Genomic DNA, 22,926 nt, shown 5'->3' with positions numbered 1-22,926 from the left:
ACCAGAGCCTGAACGCGGCCGCAAGCGGTAATTTGCCCTAGTGCTCTTCAGGGCAAAGAGTGCGAGAAATGGTGTGACGCCGATGCACTCGCACGTGTGCAGGCCAAAGAAAGAGACAACCAAGATGACGATGCACGCCCGTTCGCGCCGTTCCTTTGTTCTGCACGCGGTTGCCGCCAGCGTGATTCTGATGGCCTCCGGCGCACCCGCGCTGGCGCAGACCTATCCCGCTCGGCCCGTCACGCTCATCGTGCCTTGGGGTGCGGGCGGCGGCACCGACGCCACCGCGCGCATCGTTGCGAGCCTGCTCGAGAAGGAGTTGAACCAGCCAGTCACCGTCGTGAACCGCACCGGCGGCAGCGGCGTGGTCGGCCATGCCGCCATCGCCTCGGCGCCGCCGGATGGCTACACCATCGGGCTTGCGACGGTCGAGATCGGCATGATGCATTGGCAGGGCCTGACCGAACTCAGCGGCGCGTCGTACACGCCCATCGGATTGGTCAACGCCGATCCGGCCGCGATCCAGGTCCGCGCCGATGCACCTTACAAGAGCGTCACCGAACTGCTGGCAGCCATCAAGGCCAACCCGGGAAAGCTCAAGGCATCGGGCACGGGGCAGGGCGGCATCTGGCATCTCGCGATCGCCGGACTCTTGCGCGACCAGAAGATCGATCCCGCGGCGGTTCCATGGGTACCCAGCAATGGCGCGGCGCCGGGCCTGCAGGACATGGTGGCCGGCGGCGTCGACATCGCGCCGGTGTCCCTTCCCGAGGCGCGGTCGTTGATCGATGCCGGCAAGGTCAAGAGCCTGGCCATCATGAACGACAAGCCATCCTCGCTGTACCCGAACATCCCGACCCTCAAGTCCGTGACCGGCAGCGACTGGACGATGGCCGCGTGGCGCGGCATCGTCGCTCCCAAAGGGATTCCGCCCGAAGTGCGTGACCGATTGGGAGCCGCAGTCAAGAAAGTGGCTGCGAGCAAGGAATACACCGAGTTCATGGCCTCACGCGGATTTGGCGTGGTCTATGCAGACCCGGAGGCGTTTGGAAAATACATGGCCAAGTCCGACGCCGAACTGGGTGCGACGATGAAGGCCGTCGGCATCGCGAAATGACCTGTTCGCGCTTCTGCCGGGTCGTCTCGTGAAGCTGAACGACGCGGTTTTCGGCTGCGTCCTTCTGGCGCTGGGCATTGCCGTGCTGCTGGTGGTGCAGGGCTATCCGCGAATTCCCGGCCAACAGGTCGGACCGGCCCTGTTTCCCGGGATCATCGCCGCCGCCCTGTGCGCGTGCGGCGCGGCCTTGACGATCAATGGCTGGCGCACGCGCCATGACAGTGCCTGGTTTCGCCCGGGCGAATGGGTGAAGTCGCCCAGGCACTTGCTGGCGTTCTGTGCTGTCATCGGGAGCGTCGTGTTCTACATGGTGGCCGTCGACAAGCTCGGCTTCCTGATCACCGCGACCGTGCTGCTGACCGCGGTGATGTGGGCGCTGCAGGTGTCGCTGTGGCGCTCATTGTGGGTCGCGGTCGTCGCGACACTGCTCATTCACGCGGCGTTCTACAAGCTGCTGCGTGTTCCGCTGCCGTGGGGCCTGCTCACCCCGTACGCCTGGTAGCCGGGCCACTTCAACGCCGAAGATCGAACGCACATGTCGACAGCTCTCGGGCAAGCCTTCGCGATGGTGTTCGATCCATACACCCTGGTGGTCATGATCGTGGCTTCGCTCTACGGTCTCTTCGTCGGCGCGGTGCCGGGACTGTCTGCCACCATGGCCGTGGCGCTGCTGGTGCCGGTCACCTTCTTCATGGCGCCGATTCCCGCGATCGCAGCGATGGTGACCGCCACCGCGATGGCGATCTTCTCCGGCGACATTCCGGGCTGCCTGCTTCGCATTCCCGGCACGCCTGCCTCGGCCGCCTACACCGACGAAGCCTTTGCCATGACGCGCAAGGGCCAGGCCGAGGTTGCACTCGGCGCGGGGCTGGTGTTCTCGGCGGTGGGGGGTCTTTTCGGCACGGCGGTGCTGATCGTCGCCTCTCCTGCACTGGCCGACTTCGCACTCAACTTCAGCTCGTTCGAATACTTCTGGCTCGTGCTGCTGGGCCTCACCTGCGCCGTCTTCATCACGTCGGACCGCCCGCTCAAGGGCGTCGTGACCCTCATGCTCGGATTGCTCGTGGCATGCGTGGGCCTGGGCAATCCGGCCGGCTTTCCGCGCTTCACCTTCGGCAACACCGAGATGACAGGCGGCATCGGCATGATCCCGATGATGATCGGAATGTTCGCGATTTCGGAGGTGATCCGTTACGCGGTCGACACGCTGCCGCCGGCCGAGTTGGTGGTCGAAAAGGTGGGCAGTGTCCTGTCCGGCCAATGGGCACTGGCCAAGAAATACCCCGTTCAGATTCTGCGCGGCAGTGCGCTGGGCACGCTCGTCGGCGCGTTGCCGGGCGCGGGCGCCGACATTGCGGCCTGGATGTCCTATGCGATGAGCAAGAAATTGTCGAAAGAGCCCGAAAAGTTCGGGACCGGTCATGTCGAGGGCATCGTCGAATCGGGGTCCGCGAACAACAGTGCCTTGGCGGGTGCGTGGATCCCCGCCCTGGTGTTCGGCATCCCGGGCGATTCGATCACGGCCATTGTGATCGGCGTGCTCTACATGAAGAACCTGAACCCCGGACCGACCCTGTTCACCACCAACCCTCAGAACATCTATGCGGTGTTCATGCTGTTCATCATGGCCAACCTCATCATGATCCCGCTCGGGATCCTGTGCATCAAGGTCTCAAAGCGCATCCTTCGTGTGCCGCGCAACCTGCTGATGCCGCTCATCCTGATCTTCTGCATCGTGGGCGCGTTCGCCATCAACAATTCGCTTTTCGATGTCGGCGTGATGCTGGTGGCCGGCGTCGTCGCCTACCTGCTCGAGGAAAACCAGTTCCCGATCGCTCCTGCCATTCTGGGCGTCGTGCTCGGCGGCATGCTGGAAGAAAACTTCATCACGTCGATGATCAAGTCCGACGGCAACCTCATGGGCTTCGTCTCCCGCCCGATCGCCGCTTCGCTGGCGGTGTTGTCGCTGGTGATCTGGGTGTTTCCGGTGCTGCGAGGACTGCGCCGCAGGCAGTCGCTGCGGACCGTCGCCTGACAAACCGGGGTTCAAGCCTCGCTCGCTGTCGCCTCGGCCGCGATCCAGCGTTCGAAATCGCGCACCCGCTGCGGCACTGGCCGGTCTGCGCGCCAAGCCATGAAATAGCCGCCTTCCGTAGGGACGCGTAAATCGAAAGGCGCCACCAGGCGGCCGCTGGCCAGGTCGTCGCGCACGAACGCGAGCAGTCCCACCATCACGCCCAGTTCCTCGGCCGCCGCCTGGTAGGCCATGGCGGCGTTTTCGAACTTCAGGCCGCGCCTGGTGTCGATGTGCGTCGCGCCGGCCGCCGCGAGCCAGGCCTGCCAGTCGTGAGGCCGATTGAGAGAGCTCAGCAGCGCCTGGTGCGCGAGGTCGGCCGGCTGCTTCAAGGGCGGTTCGCGCTTCAGCAGCGCTGGCGAGCACACAGGCAGCAGCGTTTCACGAAACAGCAACCGGTAGCCCGGGCCGACTGGCGGACTCGGCTCGGAATGAATGCTCACGTCGATGTCGTCGTGATCGAAGTCGGCCGGCTTGTGCGACGTGGTGATCTGTACCTCGATGCGTGGATGCATGGCGTGGAAGCGTGCCAGTCGCGGAATCAGCCAGCGGATGGCAAAGGTCGGCGGCAGTTTGACGCGCAGCAGCCAATCGTCGGGACTCTGCAGCAGCTGGCGGGTGCCATGCTCGATCTGGTCGAGCGCCACGCGCATGCTCGCGAAGTAGCTCTCGCCGGACGGTGTCAGGCGGATGCCGTGTCTTCCGCGCTCGAACAGCTGCACCTTGAGCCAGCCTTCCAGCGTGGCGATGTGCCGGCTGACAGCCCCTTGAGTCACGAACAGTTCCTGGGCGGCGCGCGTGAAATTGCCGCAGCGGGCGGCCGCCTCGAAGGCGCGAAGGGCATTGAGCGGAGGCAGTCGGCGCGTCATTGGGGATGAAGTTTACTCATGCCTGCATGCCTTTATTGTGGTTGCTGGCTCTGCGGGGTCAGGCATAGCATGATAGCTATTCGAAGACAGGAGACATGTCATGAAAGCAATGAAGAAATTGCATGCCTGCTTGATGGCAGCCACGCTGTTCGGCATCCACGCGGCGGCTTCGGCGGACGATGAGGTGGCCAAGGGCTACCCATCCCAGCCGATCAAGCTGATGGTGCCGTGGCCGCCCGGCGGCGGCGTGGACACCACCGCGCGCATCGTGTCCGAGATGCTCGGACATCGCCTCGGCCAGCCCTTCGTGGTGGACAACCGTGCGGGTGCGGGCGGCAACATCGGCACTGAACTCGCGGCGCGGCAGAAGCCCGATGGCTACAACCTGTTGATGTCCTCGATCAGCCCCAACGCGGTGAACATCAGCCTCTACAACAAGCTGGGCTTCGATCCCGTCAAGGACTTCGAGCCGATCATCTACGTCTCGGCGGTGCCCAACATCCTTGTCGTGCCGGCCGATTCGCCGTTCAAGACCGTCAAGGACGTGATCGATGCGGCACGCGCGAACCCGGGCAAGCTCAACTATGCGTCGGGCGGCATCGGTTCGTCGCAGCATCTGGCGGCGGTGCAGTTCTCCGTGGCCGCGAAGATCGACATCGTGCACGTGCCCTACAAGGGCACCGCGCCGGCAGAGGCCGACCTGGCGGCGGGCCACGTCTCCCTGATGCTCGATACCACGACCTGCCTGCCCTTCATCGCCAGTGGCCGCATGCGTGCGCTGGCCGTGGCTTCCAAGACGCGCAACCAGGCCTTGCCGGACGTACCGACTTTCGACGAAGTGGGCCTGAAGGGCGTCTACGCCTCCTCGTGGTACGGCCTGTCCGCGCCGGCCGGCACGCCGCGTCCCATCATTGACAAACTCAACGCCGCGGCCAACGCTGTCCTCAAGTCGCCTGAGCTGCAAAAGCGCATGGCCGCATTCGGTGCCGAAATCGGCGGCGGCACACCCGAGGAGTTCGGGCGCTTCATGGCCAGCGAGACCCAGCGTTATGCGGAGATCGTTCGCGTCTCCGGCGTGAAGCTCGACTGATCCTCTTCCTTCCAGGCCTTTCCTTCATGCCTCTCGCACCCCGCACCCTCTTCGAAAAGATCTGGCAGCCGCATGTGGTCATGCAGCGCGACGACGGCCAGAGCCTGTTGTACGTCGACCGCCACCTGGTACAGGACGGCTCGGCGCCCGCCTTCGAAATGCTGCGCCAGCGCGGCCTTGTGGTGCGTCGGCCGGACCGCGCCTTTGCCACGCCCGACCACTATGTGCCCACCGGTTCGCGCGCGCTGGCAGACATCGCGGACCCCGAGAAGCGCGCGATGGCGCAGGCACTGAAGGACGACAGCGCGGCCGCCGGCATCCGCTTCTTCGGCCTCGACGATCTGCGCCAAGGCATCGTGCATGTGGTGGGTCCGGAGCAAGGGCTGAGCCTGCCGGGCAGCGTGATCGTCTGCGGCGACAGCCACACGGCCACGCACGGCGCACTTGGCGCGCTGGCATTTGGCATCGGCGCCTCGGAAGTGGCGCACGTGCTCGCCACGCAGACCCTGTGGCAGCGCAAGCCGCGCACGCTGCGCATCAGCATCGACGGGCGCCTGTCCGAAGGCGTGTCGGCCAAGGACATCATCCTTGCAGTCATCGCGCGGCTCGGCGCCGCGGGCGGCACCGGCCACGCCATCGAGTACGCGGGTGAGGCGATCCGTGCGTTGTCGATGGCCGGTCGCATGACGGTGTGCAACATGTCCATCGAGGCCGGTGCGCGTGCGGGCATGGTGGCGCCCGACGACACCACGTTCGAATGGCTCGCCGCCCGGCCCGAGGCACCGCAAGGCGCCGCGTGGGACGAGGCGCTCGCGCGCTGGCGGCAATTGCCGGGCGACGGCGGCGCGGTATTCGACGCCGAGCTGCGTCTGCACGCCGACGACATCGCCCCCATGGTCACCTGGGGCAACAGCCCCGAGGATGCACTGCCGATCACCGGCCGCGTGCCGGACCCCTCCCTTGCCGCAACGGTCGACCGTCGTGAGGCCATCGAGCGCACGCTGGCCTACATGGGCCTGCATCCTGGCCAACCGCTCAATGAGCTTGCGGTCGACCGCGTGTTCATCGGCTCCTGCACCAACGGGCGCATCGAAGACATGCGCAGCGCCGCCGAGGTGGTGCGCGGCCGGCGCGTGGCCGAAGGCGTGGAGGCCTGGGTCGTCCCCGGCTCCGGTCTCGTGAAGCAGCAGGCAGAGGCCGAGGGGCTCGACGCCGTGTTCCTTGCGGCCGGCCTGCAGTGGCGGCACGCGGGATGCTCGATGTGCCTGGGCACCAACGGCGACCAGGTGGCTGCAGGCCAGCGCTGCGCCTCGACTTCCAACCGCAATTTCGTCGGCCGCCAGGGGCCTGGTTCACGCACCCACCTGATGAGCCCGGCCATGGCCGCTGCGGCCGCCGTGACCGGACGGCTGACGGATGTGCGCAGCCTTCTTGCCCCGCACTGACAACCCGGAGTCGCAACCCCGATGGAAGCTTTCACACGACTCGACGCGGTGGCCGTGCCCCTGGCCCGTGCCAACGTCGACACCGACCAGATCGTGCCCGCGCTGTACCTGCAGAAGCCGCGCTCCGACAACTTCGGCGACTATCTTTTTCATGATGTCCGACACGATGCGCACGGCCGGCGTCGCGATGACTTCCTGCTCAACGAGCCGGTGTACGCACAGGCGCGCATCCTGGTGGCCGGCCCCAACTTCGGTTGCGGCTCATCGCGCGAACACGCGGTCTGGGCCCTGTACGACGGCGGCTTTCGCGCGGTGATCGCGCCGAGCTTCGGCGACATCTTCTTCGGCAATGCGCTGAAGAATGGCCTGCTGCCGGTGCGCCTGCCCGAGGCCGTGGTGCAGGAGATGCTGGCCGAATTGTTCGCGAACCCCGGCGCGCGACTGCAGGTTGACCTGCGCGCACAGACCGTCACCGACCCGCGCGGCCGCGCGGAGCCTTTCCGCATCGACCCGTTCCCGCGTCACTGCCTGCTGGAAGGCATCGACGAGATCGACTACACGCTGACGCAGCAAGCCTCCATCGACGCATTCGAGCGAAGCCGCGAGCGCGGCACGGCTCTTTGAAGTGAGACCCAGAAAGGTTTGAAATGAAGATTGCAGTGATGCCGGGCGACGGCATTGGCCGCGAGGTCACGGCACAGGCCGTGAAGGTGCTCAAGGCCGTGGTGGGGCAGGTCCAACCCCTGGAGCTGGTGGAAGCGGCGATCGGACAGGCGGGCATCGACGCCGCCGGCGACCCGCTGCCCGCGGCCACGACCGAGATCGCACGCAAGGCCGACGCCATCCTGTTTGGCTCGGCCGGCATGCCGGGCGACGAGGAGATCCCGTTCATGATGCGGCCGGGCGCGAGCCTGCTGCGCCTGCGCAAGGAACTGGGATTGTTCGCCAACTTTCGCCCGGCCTTCCTGTTTCCCGAACTGATCGGCGCCTCGACGCTGAAGCCGGAGGTGGTCGACGGGCTCGACCTGATGATCCTGCGCGAGCTCACCGGCGACGTGTACTTCGGCGAGCCGCGCGGCAGCGGACGCAATGCCAACGGCGAGCGCGAGGCCTTCAACACCATGCGCTATTCGGAGCCCGAGGTGGAGCGTATCGCGCACGTCGCGTTTCGCACCGCGCGCACGCGCAACCGCAAGCTCTGCTCGGTCGACAAGGCCAACGTGCTGGAGGTGATGCAGCTGTGGCGCGAGGTGGTGACGCGCGTGGGCAAGGCGTACCCCGACGTCGAGCTCACGCACCTCTTCGTCGACGCCGCTGCGATGCAACTGATGCGCGCACCCAGGCAGTTCGACGTGATCGTGACCGGAAACATCTTCGGCGACATCCTTTCCGACGCTGCCGCCATGCTCACCGGCTCGATCGGCATGCTGCCCTCGGCGTCGATGGCAAGCGGCACCTTCGGGCTGTACGAGCCGGTGCATGGCACCGCACCCGACATCGCGGGCAAGAATCTGGCGAACCCCCTGGCCTCCATTCTGTCGATGGCGATGATGCTGCGCTTCTCCTTCGATCAAGCCGGCAATGCCGAGCGAGTGGAGAGCGCTGTACGGCGCGTGCTGGCCGACGGCCTGCGAACCGGCGACATCTTCCAGCCCGGCTGCATTCGCGTGGGCACCGAGGAGATGGGCGATGCCGTGGTATCGGCACTTGGAAGGCGCCTGGATGAAGTGGTCCGCACGGCCTAGCGCAATCGGCGTGCTGGTCGTTGGCTCAGTTCGCGCTGCCGAGAAACTCGGTCACCAGCTTGACCGTCGCCTGCGGGTTCTCTTCCATGATCCAGTGGCCTGAACCCGGAACGATGCCCTCAGTGACGTTGTCGGCGGCGGCTCGCATCACGACTGCCATGGTGGGGCCGAACGACTTCTCGCCGCCGACGGCCAGCACCGGAATTGTGAGCTTGCCCTGCGCCAGGAAAGCCTTGTTGTCGATCGCATCCTGATCGAACGCGGCGAACTGCGCGAAGCCCGAGTGCATCGCGCCGGGGCGCGCGTAGAGCTTCGCGTAGTGCCGGCGAGAGGCTTCGTCGAACTTCTTCGGATCGGCCGAGAACTCGTTCCAGAAGCGGTCCAGGTAGATGCGCTCGCGGCCGGCCACGAGGCGCTCCATGTCCGGCCCGCCGAAGCGGAAGTGCCAGAGCAGGGGGTTCTTGAGGATCTCCTCCCACGGGCCGACGCCCGGCACGGGTGCATCGATCAGCACGAAGCGCCCGACGCGGTCGCGGTACTGCGCGGCGAAGGCAAAGCCGACCATGTTGCCGATGTCGTGCGTCACGAGGTCGGTCTTGGCGATCTTGAGCGTATCGAGCACCTGGGCCATGTCGACGGCCTGGTTCTTCTTGTCGAAGCCGCCGGCCGGATGCGCCGAAAGCCCCATGCCGCGCAGGTCGGGCACGACCACGGTGTGGTCCTTCATGAGCGCGGCCGCCAGCGGCGCCCACATGTCGCCGGTCTCGCCGTAGCCGTGGATGAGCGTCACCGCCGGTCCCTTGCCGCCGACGCGGACATGCAGCGTGGTTCCATTGACCGCAAGCTCCTGCGTTCGAAAGCCCGCCGGATAGGGCGGGACTTCCGCGTACGCGACGCCGGAAACAAGGGCGATGGCAAGCCATCGGAACAGGAACTTGAGCATGGGTTCTCCTCGTTGAATCGCTGACGGCAGCGACGAAGGCGCAAGTCTCAGGCCAAGAGGCGGTTCATGGCAAGGTTCGATGTGAAGATCGGCTGGTTCAGCGTCTATGGCCGCGAGCCGCCGAGCGCGCCGGCTGAAAGCGCAAGCGTGGCCGCTGCCGACAGCGCCGTGCTGTAGGCATCGGCGAATGCGTTCCTGGCCTGGAGGAGTTGTGTTTCCGCCAGCGTGACGTCGGTGACGGAGCCGACGCCGCTGCGATACGCGGCCAGGGCCGCATCGAAGGTCGTCTGCGCGGCAGACACCAAGGCCTCCGATGCTTCGTGTGCGGAAAGGCTGGTGCGCAGGGCGTTGTCGGCGAGCACGATCTGACGCACCGCATCCTGTCGAACGCGCGTGAGCCTGGCCTCGGCGCTGTCGGCTTCGGCCTGGGACTGGGCCAGGATCGCATCGCGAGTGCCGCCGTCGTAGAGGGGAACGGTCACGCCCGCGAAAACCGCGGCGCCGAGGCGCTGGCCATTGATATTGACGGTCGGGGCCTGCTGGCCAACGGATGGCAGCGCCGTGACGTCCAGGTGGCCCGAGTTGTAGGCGCCGGTCGCCGAGACGAAAAACTTCGGCTTGAATGCCGCCTCCGCCGCGCGCACCTTCGCAAGGCTGGCTTTCTGGGCGGCGTAGGCGCTCAACATGTCAGGGCGACGCGACAGCGCGTCCGTGATGATGCTTTCAACAGATGCGGACATCGCCGGCGAGAGCTTGCGGTCCGAAACGTCGGCGACCTTGATCTTCGTCAATGGCGAGATGCCCATGGCCGTCAACAGCCTGAGTTGGGCGTCCTGAATTCCGCCCGTCGCCTGCACGAGGGCGAGATTGGCCTGCGCCGCCGCCTGGCGCGCCTGGGCCACCTCGATGACGGTGCCGATGCCGTGCCTGTAGCGATCTTCGGCGGCCGCCTGCACGGCCTTGGCGTTCTTGAGGGACTGCGTCGCCGTTGCGAGGCGCGTGCGCGCCGCGGCGTTCGCGTAGAAGGCCAGGCTGACGTCGTAGATGACCTGCTGATGGGCCGCGGTGAAGGCGATGTTCGAGATGAGGGACGCCTGCTTCGCCGCCTCCACGACGGCCGCTCTGCCACCGAAGTCGAACAGCAGCCATACGAGCGAGACCGCCGAGATGATTCCGCTGGCCGAATCGTTGCCGCTGCCGTTGATGCCGAGCACCGAGTTGTTGCTGCTGCTCGACTGGTAGGCGCCCACGACACTCGCGCTGATGTTCGGCAGGTAAGCGCTCTCCGCGATGCCTGCCGCGAGCGCGACGCGACGCGCGTCGTTCCAGGCGATCCGCGTCACCGGATTGCTGGATTCCGCGAGGTCGATCAGTTCGGGCAGCGTGTAGGCCCTGGTCTCGTCGATCGGTGGCGTTGGGGGGAAGGACGCGAGCGCCGGATTCGCGGGCAGCACGTAGCCGCCGGGCCTGTCCGCGGGACCTTTCTGGTCCGCGACCAGTTCGCCTTCGGCGTTGGTTGCCGGCGCCCAGGGGCGGTCGGGTCGTGACGGTGCCATCTCGAGCGCCGATGTCGCACAACCGGCCAGCCAGCCCACGCAGACGGCACACGCGAGGGCTGCCTCAAGCCGGCGCATGGTCAGCGCTCCCTTCCTGGCTTTCATCGGATCGCTGGACGAGGGCTTGCTCCAGATGCTCGAGGTGGGCATCGATGGGCCGGCGCGTCTGCGGCGCGGGTTCGTCGGTGACGCTCTCGTTGGCGCTGGATGTTTGCGGGTGACCGTCGACGCCGTCGGCAAGCCTGTCGAGCCGATCGGCGATCTTGTGGGCATGCGCAGGATCGAGGTTGGCGCTCATCAGCAGCGGGCCCTGGATCGCGGTGATCGCATGGGTCGCACGGATTCGGCCGCTCAGCCAGTCGTTGCCCGGGCGGATGCCGGCCGGCTCATATTGTGCGAGACCTACGTCCTGTTCGAGCGCGCCCAGCGCCGCATGGGCTTCGCCGGCGAGTGCGTAGCGGCTCGACCGGCCGGCAGCGGTCACCATCGCGCTCAGTCGCCGCAAGACAGCGGCGATGGCAGGATCGATGCGCCGCATGACGCTGACCGGCCAGACCGTCGTGAACATCACATAGATCACCAGGTTGCCGAACAGGATGCCGATGATCCGGTCGCGCGCGACCGTCATGTCGAATCCGGGACCGGCGCCCTGGATCACGCACAGGAAGAAGGCGAACGCGATCTGGAACCCGGCGTACGAGATGCGAGGCGATCCCGCCGCAACCCAGCCTGACGCGAGCGCGGCCATGAAGACGATTGCCAACAGGCCTGCGATCGAGGTCACGTTGGGCATGAGAAAGACGATCGCCGCGAGTCCGGCGGCGGCACCCACCAGGCAGCCCACGATCCGCAGCGTCAGCTTTTCGACGGTCTCGGCCGCCGTGCCGAGAGAAACGATGTAGCAGGTGATCAGGCTCGTATGGATGCCCGGCCAGTCGAGCATCGTGTAGACGACGTAGCAGAACATGGCCGCCGCGGTGGTCTTGAGCGCGTATTGCACATGCTCCGGATTCGTGAAGGCGTCGGGCAGGAAGAACCCGCCGGCGCTCTTCGCCTGTTCCGGCTTCGGCTTCTGCGAGCTTGCCTCCGGCAGAGGAGGCTCGGCAAAGCGGACGAGCGCTTCCTTCATTTCCACCAGGATCGCGGCGCCTTGAGGCGGCAAGGGCCGACCAATGTCCTCGTCGTCGAGCGCGATGTCGACGGGGTATCCGCCGGCGCGCAGGATCGACGCCATCTCGTCGAGCGCGCGCGCCACGCGATCCCGCAGGAGGGCCGGCCAATGGCTGCCATCGTCGCGATCCAGCAAGTCGACAAGCAGGAGGATCTGCGTGACGGAAGCGGCAGCCTGCCGAAGGGCGGCGACGTCTCGTGCCGGGGATGACTTCTCGACAGCGGCCAGCTTCAACCAGGTTTGGATCTCGCCTGTCCCCTCCGACAAAACCTTGCCAAGGGCGCGCCGGGCACTGCGGTCCGGCGCCTGGAGCACGGCGATTGCGATGGCGAGGCGATGCGCCAAGGCGCGCTCCACCAGGCGCCGCGGTGCCGGGCCGATGAGCAGGTTGATCGCCACCGAAACGCCGACGGGAATGCCGACGAAGAGCCACGCGTAGAGGAGGGCGCGTGTTGCGAGTTCACCGATCTGGGCGTTGCTCAGGAGATCGAGCGCATAGGCCACGATCAACGCGAGGATTCCGCCGACCGGCTGCAGCTTGCTCCCGGAGGCGATGAAGAGCAGGCAGAACGAAAAGACGGCCATGGTGCTCACGCGCAAAAGCGGGTGGTCGATGACCACCACGGCGACGAGCATCACCACGCCGACGATCACCGTGATCAGGATCAGCATCGCAATGCTCATGATCACGCTCGTCGCGCGGTCGGGCTTGATGACGAAGAACGAAACGTAAGCGGTGAGCGCAGCCTCGGGCGTCTGATAGATCTCGACGACGAGCGTCGTCAAGGTGCATAGCAGCGCCAGCCTGAACGCGAACTCCAGCCTGCCTGGGGACGGCCCAAGGAGCTCGAGGAAACCCGCGAGAGATCCCCCATGTCGGTCACTTGCACGCGTGGCCATGCTGCACCTCGACAACGGCCGTCGCGCCCAGCCTCATGAGTCCTTCGGGCGGCTCCTCCAGGCGAATGCGCACCGGAAATCGCTGCGCGACTTTCACCCAGTTGAGGGACCGCTCGACATAGGGAAGCGAGCGTGGAAGATTGACCCGGCCGGTATCGAGCACGCCGGACCCAATGCCCTGCACGACGCCCTTGAGGGGCTGCCTGCGATCGATCATCGAGAACACCGTGGCGCAGTCGCCTTCGGCAATCGCACGAAGATCGTTCTCGCGGAAGTTCGCGACCGCGAACCATTCGTCGGTGTTGATCAGCGTGAACAGGGTCTGGGACGGCACGATCATCTCGCCGGGCGAGACGGTGAGGCCCACGACGCGCCCGTTGTGGGGCGCGCGGACCGTGGTGTCTTCGAGCGCTCGCCGCGCGATGCCAAGGGCGGCTTCGCGTGCGCGCACCGTGGCCTCGGCGCCTGCTTCCGTGTCCACCGCGCGCGCGGCCGCGGCTTGCTGTTCCTGCGCCTGCCGAAGCGAGGTTGCCGCATCGCGTTGCGCTGTCTGGGCCTGGTCGAGTTGCTGCACGGGCACGTAGCCCTTGGCGGCAAGCGGTTGAAGCCGTTCGACGGTTCGGGTCGCGTGTTCGAGATTTGTGGTCGCGCGCCTCGTCTGGTCGCCGGCGACGACCACCGTCGATCGCTGCGTCGACAACACGCGTCGCTGCGTCTCGAGCGTGGCCTTCGCGAGATCGAGATCCGCCTGCGCCTGCGCCACGGCGAGTTGGAAGGGCGCCGGATCGATCTGGAAGAGAAGATCGCCCTTGGTCACGGAGACGTTCTCCGCGACCGGAATCTCGATGATCCGGCCACCGACGGCCGAGGCGACGTGGACCACGTCGGCATCGATGGTCGCGTCATCGGACGACGGCAACGCCGAATGGCGACGCAGTGCATAGTTGGCGACAACGACGGCGACGATGATGATTGCCAGCGACACCAGTTTGCCCCAGAGGGGAGCGCGATGGATTCCTGCGGCCTTCATGCTGGCTATGCGAACCAGACGAACCACACCAGGAGTGCGAAGCAGACCCCTATCGCCATGCAAACGAAGAGCTGGAACGGAAGGGCGTTGGAGAGCCCTGTCGCAACGAACACCGCGCGCGCGCCGATCGAAGCGAATATCCCCAGGAATGCGCAGAGCATCCAAGCGGGAAAGTAGGCGCCGAACAGCGCGAACGACGGAGCGCTCCGTTGCGCGCATCCGTTCAGCGTGAACGAGATCAGCGGCAACGGAAGCACTCGCGCATACCTGATCTTCTGGATCCTCGTTCGCATGGATGCTCTCTCCTCGGGAGCATGCTACGGCAGGCGCGCAGTGATCCGCAATATGAATATGGCCCGGGTTCGCTCTCAGAGCGGAATGCTCGCTTCCTTCAGCACACGCAGCACGAAGCTCGACTTGCTGTGTCGGATGCCCGGGATCTTGTAGAGCTTCTCGCGCAGCAGTCGCTCGTAGTCGCGGGTATCGCGCACCGCGATGCGGATGTAGTAGTCGTAGTCGCCCGAGACCAGATAGGCCTCTTGAATCTCGGGGATGGTGGCGAGCACGCGGCCGAACTCGTAGAGCGTTTCGTCGGTGTGGCTTTCGAGCGTGAGTTGAACGATGACGAAATCCTTGTAGCCGAGCTTGGCCGGATCGAGGTCGACCGTGTAGCGCTTGATCACGCCCTGGGATTCGAGCTTCTTGATGCGCGTCCAGCAACTGGTGGCCGACAAGCCCACGATCGCGCCGATCTCTTGCAGGGTCTTGCGCGAATCCTCCCGCAGCACGCGCAGGATGGCCAGATCCACTTGCTCCGATGATTCTTCGGTTGAAGGCGATTTTGAAAGATTGGTTTTCATGTAGTGGCCAAAATCAGGCAAAAAACAGAAGCCTATTCTGATCGATGCACGAAAAAATGGTGTCATGGAACTGCTTTCTCCCCAACGACTTTCGCCGGCCAGCCCCCCGGCCTCGCCACAACGCGTCCGCAACGGCGCGGAGGCGCTGCTCGACACGCTGATCGAATGCGGTGTCGACACCCTCTTCGGCTACCCCGGTGGGGCCGCGCTGCCGCTCTACGACGCACTGCATGGTGAGCCGCGGCTGCGTCACGTGCTCGTGCGCCACGAGCAGGCGGCGGTGCATGCGGCAGAGGGCTATGCACGCACGACGGGTCGTGTCGGCGTGGTGCTGGTCACATCGGGGCCGGGCGTCGGCAACACCATCACCGGACTGCTCGATGCGATGAGCGACTCGATCCCCGTGCTGTGCATCAGCGGGCAGGTCGCCACGACCGTCATCGGCACCAACGCGTTCCAGGAGAGCGATGCCCTGGGCATGTCACGCCCGGTGACCAAGTGGAACCACCAGCCCCGTGTGGCCGATGAGGTCCCGGACGCAATTCGGCGTGCGCTCGACATCGCCGCGTCGGGACGCCCTGGGCCGGTGCTGATCGATGTGCCGAAGGACGTGCAGCTGATGCCGCTTGGCGCGTCAGCCAGGGCGCCTGCCAAACCGATGCGCAAGGCGCGCGAAACCTGCGTCCCTCCGACGAGCTCCTTGCAACGCGCTGCGGACCTGATGTCGACAGCACGTCGACCGATCGTCTATGGCGGCGGCGGGCTGGTGAACTCGGGCGCTGCGGCGTGCGCGGCCTTCACGCGACTGGTGCGCCGCCTCGATGCGCCCTGCACATTGACGCTGATGGGCCTGGGCGCATTTCCAGCGTCGGATGCGCGCTTCGTCGGCATGCTGGGCATGCACGGTGCGCTCGAAGCCAACCTGGCGATGCACGAGGCCGACCTGGTGATCTGCATCGGCGCCCGCTTCGATGATCGCGTGACCGGCAAGCTCGACGAGTTCTGCCCGCACGCACGCAAGATTCACATCGACATCGACCCGAGCAGCATCAACAAGGTGGTGAAGGTCGACGTTCCCATCGTGGGCGATTGCGGTGTGGTGCTCGAGGCCTTGCTTGCCATGCCCGAGCTGCAGGCATTGCCGACGGAACGCCTGGCACCTTGGTGGGAGCGCATCGCGCGCTGGCGCGCAGAGCGCTGCTTCGATTTCCCGGTGCGCGCCGATGTGATCCTGCCGCAGCAGCTGATGGCTTCGCTCCAGCGGGCGGTGCAAGGGCGAGATGCGATTGTCTCGACCGACGTGGGCCAACACCAGATGTGGGCCGCGCAGTACCTGCGCTTCGAGCGACCCGGCCGCTGGCTCACCTCGGGAGGCGCCGGCACCATGGGCTATGGCTTGCCCGCGGCGATCGGCGCCCAGGTCGCGCACGCTGACGCATCGGTGGTCTGCGTGAGCGGCGATGCGTCGGTGCTGATGAACATCCAGGAACTGTCGACTGCGGTGCAGCACCGCACGCCTGTGAAGCTGGTGCTGTCGAACAATGGCTACATGGGCATGGTGCGCCAGTGGCAGGAGCTGAACCATGGCAACCGCCTGAGCCACAGCTGGAACGAAGCGCTTCCGGATTTCGTGGCATTGGCGAAGGCCTTCGGCTGGGGGGCGCGCCGCGTGTCCGATCCGGGCGAATTGGATGCGGCGCTGGCCGAATGCCTGGCATACGACGGGCCATTCTTTCTCGATGTGCAGGTGGCCGCGGAGGAGAACTGCTTCCCGATGATGCCGTCCGGGCATGGCCACCATCGTGTGCTGCTGGGCAAGGACCGATGGTACGAGGAGGAGCCGACCGCTTGATGGCCTGATACCTCGAACCGGATCTCGCGGCTATGCTCCTGTGCTGCCTGCAAGCAGGCCCATGCTTTGTCTATCAGCGACTGGAGGTCATCTTTGAGCAAGGTCACAAGTATCGCGATCCGGAAATTCCTCGTCGCAATCGGCAGCATCGCCGGTTGCGTTGTCTGCGCGGAAAGCGCAAACGCACAGGGATTGATGCAGCCGGGATCCTTTTTCGTTCAGCTGGGAAACGCCAACAGCACCAACAGTGTCACGGGTGGATTGACCTGGGACTGGGACCGAAAGTGGGATCTGGGCTCCGGGCAGTTGAGCGGCTTCTTCGAAGGCTTCCTTTCCGTATGGTCGTATCCCGACGGAACCGCTCCGGGTCACACGCAGCTTGCACAGGTCGGCTTCACGCCGGTGTTCCGCTGGACCCCTTCGCACGGCGAGTCGCCATGGTTCGTCGAAGGCGGCATCGGGCTGACCCTCACGTCGAAGCTTTATCAGCCCACGGGCAAGCGCTTTTCGACAGCCTTCAATTTTGGCGATCAGATCGCGGTGGGGCGCAGCTTCGGTGAGCGTCGGCAGCACGAAGTTTCACTCCGGCTTCAACACTTCTCGAACGGTGCGATCAAGCATCCGAATCCGGGCGAGAACTTCTACCAGGTCCGGTACGCGTATCGATTCCAGTGAAGGGCCTTTGGCGGACACCCCCGCAGCGTGGTCGCCAATATCGACATGCGCGCGGGTGTGCCAAAACGCACATCCGGCCGGATGCGTCCAAGCAAGAATGGGGGCCCGGATTCGGAGAACATGATGCCGTGGCCTTCCATCGCCGAGCTCAGCCGACGTACTCCTTTGCCTGCGGGCTGCCGTTCCGTCGCGGTCTCCGGCGCCACGCCCGCGGCGCTGGCGGCGTACGAAAGCGCGCTTGCTGCGACGCTGGCCTGGCGTACTGGCGCCAGCGCTCCGCTCGAGCGGGCGATCGGCGATGCGCCGGAGTTCGTGATGCCGCTCATCCTGCAGGCCTACACATTGCTGTGCAGTCGCGATGGCGGACGTGTTCGGTCGGCCCGGACGGTGCTGGAGCGCGCGGCCATCCTGCCGGCCAACGAGCGCGAGGCCGCGCACCTGGTGGCGATCGCCAGCGTGCTGGCGGACGACTACGACGCCGCCAAGCACGCGCTGACGGAGGTGTTGCGCCGGCATCCTCACGACGCGCTGGCCTTGCATGCGGCGCATGCCTTCGACTACCTGACCGGCGACGTCGAGCAGCTGAGCGGCCGGGTGGCAGCACTTCTGCCGGAATGGTCGAGCGACATGCCCGGCTACCACGCGGTGCTGTCGATGCACGCGTTCGGTCTCGTCGAGTCCGGTGACTATGACGGCGCTGAAAGCGCGGCCCGCGCAGCGTTGGCATCGAACCCGGCCGATGCACGGGCGCATCACGTGATGGCGCATGTCTTCGAGATGACCGAGCGCGCCGACGCGGGTGTGCAGTGGATGCATGAACACCAGGCGTCCTGGGCCGAAGACAACGTCGCAGCCACGCACTGCTGGTGGCATCTGGCGTTGTTCCTCATTGAAGCAGGCCGGGCTGCCGATGCGCTGGCGATCTACGATCACCGTGTGCGACTCGGTTGCTCGGACGAGGTTGCCGACCTCATCGATGCATCAGCGCTGCTATGGCGCATGCAGCTGCGCGGCCACGACGTCGGTGCACGCTGGGCGGAACTCGCCGAAGTCTGGTCTTCCCACATCGACGATGCGTTCTGCAGCTTTACGGATCTGCACGCGATGCTGGCCTTTGTCGGGGCGCGCGACTGGGCCTGCGCTCGGCGTCTCGAAGGCTTGCTGGCGGTCCGGGCTTCGTGGCCAACGCGTCACGGAAAGACCACGCGTCTGCTGGGCTTGCCGGCCTGTCGCGCCCTGATGGCGTTCGGGCGTGGTGACTACGCGCGCGCGATCAGCCTGTTCGCCAGTCTGCCCGCGTTGGCCCATCGCTTGGGCGGCAGCCATGCGCAGCGCGACGTGATGCACTTGACCTTGCTTCGGGCCGTCGAATGCGTTCGCCGTCCGATCCGTCGCCCCATCGAGCGCGAACGCGCCAGCAAGAAGCTCGGCCGCGCGATCGCCCATTGGGCAAGCCTGCTCTCTGAAAAGGGAGCGCCGAAGCGCTTCGATGTCGCGGCGCAGCCCACGCCAGGAGATTGAAATGTCCTCTTTTTTGAGTCGAATCCACTGGGCCTTTCCTTCGGTACTTGCGGATGGCGGAGCCGCCACGCGGAATCTTCGAGGCGCGTTGGTGGCCCTGGTCGTCGCCATCGCCGCCTTCGTGAGCGCGATCGTGGTTGTCCTCATTCCGCAACCGGTCCCCTATCTGACGCAGGCGCCGCTCGCCTGCAGGGTGGCCCAGGCGCATCCATCGCCGGATGTCGCGATGGCGCGGCCCGTGAGCCGTCTTTCAAGGAGCACCGATGACATTCCCACACCCTCATGTGCGTGAGGCAGGCGCCGGACCCGGTGTCGTGTGCGTCCATTCGAACGCGAGTACTTCGTCGCAATGGCGCGCATTGATGGATCGCCTGTCCCCGGACTTCCGCGTCTTCGCGCCGGACTCGCTTGGCGCGGGCCAAAGCCCTGCGTGGCCACGGGACCGCATCGTGACGTTGAGCGACGAGGTCGCGTTGCTGGAACCGGTCTTCGAGGCGACTGGATCCCCGTTCTCTCTGGTCGGCCACTCGTACGGCGCCGCGGTGGTATTGATGGCTGCCCTGGCCCGTCCGAGCCGCGTTCGCGCGATTGCGATCTACGAGCCGACGCTCTTCGCGCTGCTCGACGAGGAAAGTCCCGGGCACGAAGCCGCGAGCGGCATCCGTTCTGCCGTGGCTGATGCGACCCGCGCCAACGAGGCGCACGACCACGCAGGCGCGGCTCAGGTCTTCATCGACTACTGGATGGGCCCAGGGACCTGGAGTCGCATGCCCGCCGCTCGGCAGGCGCCGGTCGCGGCATCCATGGTCAACATCGCAGGCTGGGCCCGCGCTCTGTTTTCGGAACCCACGCCATTGCGGGCGTTTCTCGCGTTGGAGATTCCAGTCCTGTACATGGTGGGCGGGAAGTCGCCCGCCTCGTCGCGCGGGGTGGCCAGGCTCCTGACGAACACTCTTCCCAATGTCGAGGTGCTCGAGTTCAGCGAACTGGGTCACATGGGCCCCGTGACGCATCCGGAGGTGGTCAACGACGCCGTGGCGGACTTTCTCTCGCGCAACGCGTTGGGTGATCCACTGCTAAGCGCAGTGCATACGATTCAGTTCAACCCCGCAGCCGAGTCGCGATCTGCTGCGCCAGGCTGACGGCGCGCAGCGCGGCAGGCGACATCGTTCGACCCTTGAGCCAGATCGCGTGGATGTTGACGACCACGGGCGCCTTGACCTTGATGTCGAGGCGGCGCAAGTCCAGCTTGTTCGCCTCGGCCATTCCATCGGGCAAGAAGCCCAGCACGTCGGTGTCGGCAACCAGGCGGCCGAGCAAATTAAGGTCATCGCATTCGACGGTCAACGGAAAGTCGTGCGCCGAGTCGAAGCCATAGCTGACGGCGATTTGTTCCATCATCGAGCGCGTTGCAGATATTGCGGCGATGCCGTAGCGTCGCAGGTCTGCGAGGCCGATCTTGTTGCTGCCCTCGATCGGATGGCCGGGCCGGCAGAACAGGGCGCCGCCTTGCACGCCGACCAGCGCGCTGGCATAGCGAGCGCTGCGAGCCAACAGCTTGGGCTCGCCCAGGCAGAAATCGAGTTCTTGCGCTTCGAGTTTTTCGACCAGCCCCATCAGATTGCCGAGACGCACTCGGGTCACCAGTTGAGGGCTACTGCGGCCCAGTTCTGACAACAGACTCGGCATGATGGTCGCTGCCGGAATGGGCGCAGCGCCGATCGCGAGTTCGCCGGCATCCCCCTGCCTCATCAACTCGATGTCGCGCTGCAGGCAGCTGCTGTCGAAGACCAGGGCGCGCGCACGGTCGAGCACCATCTGGCCAGCCCGGGTCAGCGAGACCCGCTGGGCATCACGATCGAACAAACGCATTCCTACCTGGTCCTCGAGGCTTTTGATGCTGCGGCCGAAGGCCGCTTCGCTCAGGTGGACCCGCACCGCGGCGCGCGAGAAGCGTCCCTCTTCGGCCAACGCGATCAAGTGGGTCAAGCGGCGCAGGTCGGTTGCGAGCTTGGGGTCGGGTTGCATGAAACGCAATGTACTCGGGCTATTTTTGCGTTGGACACTTTTTTCCCTCGTCTTCAAACTCCCTCCCTGCGTTCGCCTGTCGGCGTTTCGCCGTTCAAAGACAGGAGACAAATAAATGACGAACAGAAGGGGCAAGGCCCGGAGTTTTTTGTGTTCGCTCGCAATGGCGGCGCTCTTGGTGTCGAGCGTCCAGGCAGCGACGCCGGGCGGCTCCGAAAAGGCAGGGCAGCCTCGCCCGAACATCGTGTTTGTGGTAATTGACGATGCCGGCTTCAGCGACTTCGGCGCCTACGGCAGCGAGATCCAGACGCCCAACATCGATGACATCGCCAAATCCGGCGTTCGATTCACCAATTTCCACACCGCTTCGACCTGCGAATCGTCGCGCGCCATGATGCACACCGGCATTGACCATCATCGGGCGGGCGCAGGCTCCCTGAGGCCGGTCATGGCTGACAACCAGAAGGGCCAACCCGGCTACGAGGGTTTCCTGAGTCCCAACGCGTACAGCCTCGGGCAACTCATGCGGGACGGCGGCTACGCCACTTACTTCGCTGGCAAATGGAACATGGGCGACGGCCTCGAGCATGCGCCGGGTGCGAAGGGGTGGGACCGCTACATCTCGCTCGAGCAGACGGGCGCCGACAACTTCGAGGCCAAGGTCTATGCGCCGCTGAACATGGAGGCCGTCTGGTGGGAAGACGGCAAGCGCGCGGTATTGCCCGCCGATTTCTACTCGACGCGGCACTACGTGGACCGGATGATCAGCTACGTCGAGGACGGCAAGGATGCCCACAAGCCCTTCTTCGCCGTGCTGGCCTTCCAGGCCGTGCACTCGCCGCTGCAGGCGCCCGAGGTGGACATCGACAAGTACAAGGATCGCTACACGCAAGGCTGGGACAAGCTTCGCTCCGAGCGCTACCAGCGTGAGGTCGACATGGGCCTGGTTCCGGCCGGGCTGAAACTGCCCGAAGCGGTGCTGCGCAAGAGTTGGGACAGTCTGGACCCGAAGGACCAGAAGCTCTACGCAAAGAAGATGTCCGTGTTCGCCGCGATGCTGGACAGCGCCGACCAGCACATCGGCCGGTTCCGCGACTACCTGAAGCAGACGGGTCAACTGGACAATACCGTGTTCATCGTGATGTCCGACAATGGCGCAGATCCGTTCGAGCTCAACACGCTCAACTTTCCTTTCAAGCTCTGGTATCGGGTCAACTACGCGCTCGGCATCGAGACGCTGGGGCAGAAAGGCAGCTATGTCCATTACGGCCAGGACTGGGCGGAAGTGTCCAACACGCCTTTCGCGAGCTTCAAGGGCACGTCCGCGGAAGGGGGTATGCGGGTGCCCTTCATCGTCAGCTACCCGCAGCGCATCAAGCCGGGCGGCATGACCGATCAGTTCGCCTATGTGACGGACTTCCTGCCGACCGTGCTGGACATCGCCGGCATTCCGATGCCCGGCGACGAGTACAAGGGCAAGAAGCTGATCCGCCCCACCGGCACGAGCATGCTGCCCTACCTCGAGGGACAGGCGCCTTCGATTCATCCCGCAGATTTCACGCTGGGCTTCGAAGCCACGGGGGCCAGTGCACTGTTTTTTGGCGACTACAAGATCAGCCGCAACGTTGCCCCGTTCTCGGACCACCAATGGCGCCTCTACAACCTCAAGTCGGATCCGACCGAGTCGCGGGATCTCAGCGCAGAGAAGCCTGAACTGCTGAACACGATGCTGGCCAGATACGACGACTACGAGCGGCAAAACGGAGTGATCAAGCCGCCGCCCGGCTACAACCCTCTTCTCCAGTTGCTGAAAAACAATTGGTCGGTGTTGCTTCGGCAGATGGCAGGCATTCTTGCGGGCGCAGCGCTGCTACTGGTCGTGTTGATCGCGGCCGTCGTCTTCGGCGTGCGCAGGTGGCGCCGACGCCATGCGACTGGCGAGCGGGCGATAGGCCCTCGCCGTCATGCTTCCACCTAGAGGCCGCCATGCGCATCCAGCAGCGGAAGCTTGTTGCGATCGCGCTGGCCTTCAGCGTCCTCGTCCTCTTCC

Annotated in this window: 21 protein-coding genes; 13 read left to right on the top strand and 8 right to left on the bottom strand. The window is 65.5% G+C overall.

Annotated elements, in window-relative coordinates; all coding sequences use genetic code 11:
- The first annotated feature begins 130 nt into the window (after positions 1 to 130).
- The 3 genes from AC1DN9_RS00590 to AC1DN9_RS00580 are packed head-to-tail and all read left to right on the top strand — an operon-like array spanning position 131 to position 3,152.
- The gene (locus tag AC1DN9_RS00590; RefSeq protein WP_478096809.1) at positions 131 to 1,117 is read left to right on the top strand and encodes a tripartite tricarboxylate transporter substrate binding protein; all 987 of its coding nucleotides are present in this window, start codon (positions 131 to 133) and stop codon (positions 1,115 to 1,117) included.
- Positions 1,118 to 1,145: 28 nt separating this feature from the next.
- Positions 1,146 to 1,619, top strand: coding sequence for a tripartite tricarboxylate transporter TctB family protein (locus tag AC1DN9_RS00585; protein ID WP_478096282.1), 474 nt, complete (start codon positions 1,146 to 1,148; stop codon positions 1,617 to 1,619).
- A gap of 33 nt (positions 1,620 to 1,652) precedes the next feature.
- The gene (locus tag AC1DN9_RS00580) at positions 1,653 to 3,152 is read left to right on the top strand and encodes a tripartite tricarboxylate transporter permease (RefSeq protein ID WP_478096280.1); all 1,500 of its coding nucleotides are present in this window, start codon (positions 1,653 to 1,655) and stop codon (positions 3,150 to 3,152) included.
- An 11-nt stretch (positions 3,153 to 3,163) separates the two neighbouring features.
- Here AC1DN9_RS00580 and gcvA read toward each other — a convergent pair whose 3' ends face one another.
- On the bottom strand, positions 3,164 to 4,060 hold the full coding sequence (gcvA, locus tag AC1DN9_RS00575) for a transcriptional regulator GcvA (RefSeq protein ID WP_478096278.1): 897 nt from the start codon (positions 4,058 to 4,060) through the stop codon (positions 3,164 to 3,166).
- 100 nt (positions 4,061 to 4,160) lie between these two features.
- Between gcvA and AC1DN9_RS00570 the strand changes: the two genes are divergently transcribed.
- Genes AC1DN9_RS00570 through leuB form a run of 4 tightly spaced genes read left to right on the top strand, consistent with a single transcriptional unit; the run spans position 4,161 to position 8,340 of the window.
- Positions 4,161 to 5,150 (top strand): Bug family tripartite tricarboxylate transporter substrate binding protein, encoded by a 990-nt coding sequence (locus tag AC1DN9_RS00570; protein ID WP_478096276.1) that lies wholly within the window; start codon positions 4,161 to 4,163, stop codon positions 5,148 to 5,150.
- Positions 5,151 to 5,176: 26 nt separating this feature from the next.
- Positions 5,177 to 6,595: a 3-isopropylmalate dehydratase large subunit gene (gene leuC / locus AC1DN9_RS00565; protein WP_478096274.1), complete on the top strand. Its 1,419-nt coding sequence runs from the start codon at positions 5,177 to 5,179 to the stop codon at positions 6,593 to 6,595.
- 21 nt (positions 6,596 to 6,616) lie between these two features.
- Positions 6,617 to 7,219 (top strand): 3-isopropylmalate dehydratase small subunit, encoded by a 603-nt coding sequence (gene leuD, locus AC1DN9_RS00560; protein ID WP_478096273.1) that lies wholly within the window; start codon positions 6,617 to 6,619, stop codon positions 7,217 to 7,219.
- A gap of 23 nt (positions 7,220 to 7,242) precedes the next feature.
- Positions 7,243 to 8,340, top strand: coding sequence for a 3-isopropylmalate dehydrogenase (leuB, locus tag AC1DN9_RS00555; protein WP_478096271.1), 1,098 nt, complete (start codon positions 7,243 to 7,245; stop codon positions 8,338 to 8,340).
- A 25-nt stretch (positions 8,341 to 8,365) separates the two neighbouring features.
- Here the strand turns inward: leuB and AC1DN9_RS00550 are convergent, their stop codons facing one another.
- From AC1DN9_RS00550 to AC1DN9_RS00525, 6 genes are all read right to left on the bottom strand, one after another.
- On the bottom strand, positions 8,366 to 9,283 hold the full coding sequence (locus AC1DN9_RS00550; RefSeq protein WP_478096270.1) for an alpha/beta fold hydrolase: 918 nt from the start codon (positions 9,281 to 9,283) through the stop codon (positions 8,366 to 8,368).
- A gap of 104 nt (positions 9,284 to 9,387) precedes the next feature.
- Entirely contained in the window at positions 9,388 to 10,917 is a 1,530-nt protein-coding gene (locus AC1DN9_RS00545) for a TolC family protein (protein ID WP_478096269.1), read from the bottom strand.
- Positions 10,904 to 12,796: an FUSC family protein gene (locus tag AC1DN9_RS00540; protein ID WP_478096267.1), complete on the bottom strand. Its 1,893-nt coding sequence runs from the start codon at positions 12,794 to 12,796 to the stop codon at positions 10,904 to 10,906. The genes AC1DN9_RS00545 and AC1DN9_RS00540 overlap by 14 nt, the downstream gene beginning before the upstream one ends.
- 94 nt (positions 12,797 to 12,890) lie before the next feature.
- Positions 12,891 to 13,940 carry a multidrug transporter subunit MdtN gene (gene mdtN, locus AC1DN9_RS00535; RefSeq protein ID WP_478096265.1) on the bottom strand — a complete coding sequence of 350 codons (1,050 nt, stop codon included), beginning with the start codon at positions 13,938 to 13,940 and terminating at the stop codon, positions 12,891 to 12,893.
- Positions 13,941 to 13,945: 5 nt separating this feature from the next.
- Positions 13,946 to 14,233: a YtcA family lipoprotein gene (locus AC1DN9_RS00530; RefSeq protein WP_478096263.1), complete on the bottom strand. Its 288-nt coding sequence runs from the start codon at positions 14,231 to 14,233 to the stop codon at positions 13,946 to 13,948.
- 75 nt (positions 14,234 to 14,308) lie between these two features.
- On the bottom strand, positions 14,309 to 14,800 hold the full coding sequence (locus AC1DN9_RS00525) for an Lrp/AsnC family transcriptional regulator (protein ID WP_478096262.1): 492 nt from the start codon (positions 14,798 to 14,800) through the stop codon (positions 14,309 to 14,311).
- Between the two features lie 64 nt (positions 14,801 to 14,864).
- Between AC1DN9_RS00525 and ilvB the strand changes: the two genes are divergently transcribed.
- The 5 genes from ilvB to AC1DN9_RS00500 all read left to right on the top strand — a co-directional run bounded on the left by ilvB (position 14,865) and on the right by AC1DN9_RS00500 (position 19,990).
- A complete protein-coding gene (gene ilvB, locus AC1DN9_RS00520) occupies positions 14,865 to 16,652 on the top strand; it encodes a biosynthetic-type acetolactate synthase large subunit (RefSeq protein ID WP_478096260.1) in 1,788 nt (595 codons plus the stop codon).
- A gap of 93 nt (positions 16,653 to 16,745) precedes the next feature.
- Positions 16,746 to 17,327 (top strand): acyloxyacyl hydrolase, encoded by a 582-nt coding sequence (locus tag AC1DN9_RS00515; protein ID WP_478096258.1) that lies wholly within the window; start codon positions 16,746 to 16,748, stop codon positions 17,325 to 17,327.
- 123 nt (positions 17,328 to 17,450) lie between these two features.
- Positions 17,451 to 18,848, top strand: coding sequence for a tetratricopeptide repeat protein (locus AC1DN9_RS00510; protein ID WP_478096256.1), 1,398 nt, complete (start codon positions 17,451 to 17,453; stop codon positions 18,846 to 18,848).
- Between the two features lies 1 nt (position 18,849).
- Positions 18,850 to 19,140: a hypothetical protein gene (locus AC1DN9_RS00505; protein ID WP_478096254.1), complete on the top strand. Its 291-nt coding sequence runs from the start codon at positions 18,850 to 18,852 to the stop codon at positions 19,138 to 19,140.
- The gene (locus tag AC1DN9_RS00500; protein WP_478096253.1) at positions 19,112 to 19,990 is read left to right on the top strand and encodes an alpha/beta fold hydrolase; all 879 of its coding nucleotides are present in this window, start codon (positions 19,112 to 19,114) and stop codon (positions 19,988 to 19,990) included. Before AC1DN9_RS00505 ends, AC1DN9_RS00500 begins: the two co-directional genes overlap by 29 nt.
- On the opposite strand, the gene AC1DN9_RS00495 is transcribed toward AC1DN9_RS00500, so the two are convergent.
- The gene (locus AC1DN9_RS00495; protein WP_478096251.1) at positions 19,950 to 20,876 is read right to left on the bottom strand and encodes a LysR family transcriptional regulator; all 927 of its coding nucleotides are present in this window, start codon (positions 20,874 to 20,876) and stop codon (positions 19,950 to 19,952) included. The two genes, AC1DN9_RS00500 and AC1DN9_RS00495, sit on opposite strands and share 41 nt — an antisense overlap.
- Before the next feature lie 115 nt (positions 20,877 to 20,991).
- Between AC1DN9_RS00495 and AC1DN9_RS00490 the strand changes: the two genes are divergently transcribed.
- Entirely contained in the window at positions 20,992 to 22,854 is a 1,863-nt protein-coding gene (locus AC1DN9_RS00490) for an arylsulfatase (protein WP_478096250.1), read from the top strand.
- The last annotated feature ends 72 nt before the right edge of the window (positions 22,855 to 22,926 follow it).

It is taken from the genome of Variovorax sp. 05L425, from assembly GCF_056397705.1.
The sequence above is the reverse complement of the archived record's forward strand: the minus strand, read 5'-3'. Positions and strand labels throughout refer to the sequence as shown.